This window comes from Lentzea aerocolonigenes, assembly GCF_000955955.1.
Classification (GTDB): domain Bacteria; phylum Actinomycetota; class Actinomycetes; order Mycobacteriales; family Pseudonocardiaceae; genus Lentzea; species Lentzea aerocolonigenes_A.
The window spans coordinates 1-2,043 of sequence record NZ_JYJG01000581.1 but is presented as its reverse complement, the minus strand read 5'-3'; the positions used below and the strand labels follow the sequence as shown (position 1 = coordinate 2,043).

Genomic DNA, 2,043 nt, shown 5'->3' with positions numbered 1-2,043 from the left:
CCCGATTACCGGGCGCCAGCGTTCGTTGACCGGGCGGGTGAAATTCTGTCAACGACAGCCGCCGAACGTAGCAACGATCAAATTAGGTCCGCAACGCAATTTCCACTCGCGGACTACTTGTCGAGTCTGCGCCATTCGGGTGCCTGGCTGAGCACGCCCGCGAGCGGGGCGCCGGTGTCGACCCCGGACACCATGGTTGGCAGCACACCAAGAAGATCGACTACCTGGAACAACGGCAACGCGACCGCCTGAGCCTGGATCTGCGGCTCGATCCTGGCGAGCGCGTCGCTCAGGAGGACCTTGCCGTTGAGCGCGGCGTCGATGTCGGTCTGGATCGCCGGGTCGCAGAAGCCGGCCGGGTTCTGCGGACTGGGCGTCCCCCCGTCCGGCGGGTCCACGACACATCCGTACGCACTCGCGAGCCCCGCCGCCGAGTCACCGGCGTCGACCCGCGGCACGACCGCGATGTCGACGTCCTTCTCGACCAGCTGCTTGCTGAAGAGGTCCTCGGCGTTCGGCGTGACGACCTCGGAGTCGATCCCGCGCACGGCCAGCTGCGCCTTGACCCGGTTCGCGATGCCGACGTACGGCTCGACCTTCTCCGGCGCGGCGATCTTCAGCTTGAGCGGCTTGCCGGCCTTCTCCCAGATGCCGGTGAGCGCGTTCTTCGCGTACCCGGCCTCGGTGAGCTGCTGGTCGGCCGCCACCGGGTTAAGCGTGTTGCCCTGGATCGTCGCCTGGTAGCCGGACCGGCTCGGCGGGATCACGTAGGAGTCGGCCCGGTACGTGGCGCTCGGTCCGCTCTGGGTGCCGGACGCGATGAGCGCGTCGCGGTCGAGCGCGGCGATGATCGCCTTGCGGGTCTTGAGATCCTTGAGCTGTTCGGTTTCCGGCCTCAGCAGGACCTGCACGACCTCGTTGCGCGGCACGGGTTTCGTGGTCAGGTCCTTGATCTCCTTGAGCAGGTTGACGTCGGATGCGTCTGCTCGCAGGAGAACCGCCTGATTGTCGCCTTTGGACAGTGCCTCGGTCATCGCCCGGTGCGTGGACCTCCGGATGACGACCCGGTCCAGCGTGGTCGGCACTTCCCAGTACCGGTCGCTGCGTTCGAGGATGACCTGACCGCGCTGCTCGTCGAGGCTGCTCACCTGGAACGGGCCTGCTGTCGCGGGGAAGCTGGTGCTCAGGACGTTCGACCAGGTGCCTGGGGCGTCCTTGAGGAGGTGGGCGGGGAGGAGGTTCGCGAACAGGCTTCGCCAGCCCGGGAACGGCTTGCCGAACGCCACCTCTACTACCTTGCCGCCTTCTCTGGCGCTGACGTTGTTGATCAGGCGGTAGCCCGCTGGGTCGACCACGCCCGGTTCGGTTCGCATCCGCTGCCAGAGGTAGTAGAAGTCCTCGGCGGCCACGGGGGCGCTGTCGGACCAACTGGCGTCTTTGCGGATGGTGTAGGTGACCGTGAACGGGTCGGCCTTGGTGACCTTGGCGCTGACCATGAGGTTGCGGTCCAGCTGGGGGGCACCGTCTGGGCCTGGGCGGAACGGGCTGGGGAGCAGGAGGCTGCTGAGAGCGGTGGTGATCGGGCTTTGTGCGGACAGGGCGTGGGGGTTGTAGCCGCCCGCCACGTCGTCCACGCCGACCACGATCTCGGTGACCTTCGGGCCCGTGGTGGTGATTACCGGGGCTTCTGTTTTGGGGACCAGCGGGGGCGGGGGCGTGTTCGTGCACGCCGCAGTGCTGGCCACTGCGGCGCACAGCGCGGCAGTCGTCAGCACTCCCCCGAGTCGCCTCATGGTCCTCACATTGCCAGAAGGGTGGTTGTCGTGTTCGGGCAACCCGGGTTTTGTCACCTGGGCCACGTTGGTGGACGTTGACCGGTGGTGGTGGGTTGCTTGCACGGTGGGTAGTACGGGTCACCTGGGTGGGTGGTTCGTCGGAGCGCGGCTTTTGTGGGTGGCCGCGCGTTGCGTAGGTGGTGCGGGTGTTTTGGCGTCTGCAAGTACCGAGCCTTTTCCATCTTCATGATCGGGTGCGTTGTTCGAG

The 2,043-nt window shown here is 66.8% G+C and carries 1 protein-coding gene; it reads right to left on the bottom strand.

Translation table 11 applies throughout. From position 1 onward, the window contains the following. Positions 1–113 precede the first annotated feature (113 nt). Positions 114–1,793 carry an ABC transporter family substrate-binding protein gene (locus UK23_RS47445; protein ID WP_052685678.1) on the bottom strand — a complete coding sequence of 560 codons (1,680 nt, stop codon included), beginning with the start codon at positions 1,791–1,793 and terminating at the stop codon, positions 114–116. Positions 1,794–2,043 lie beyond the last annotated feature (250 nt).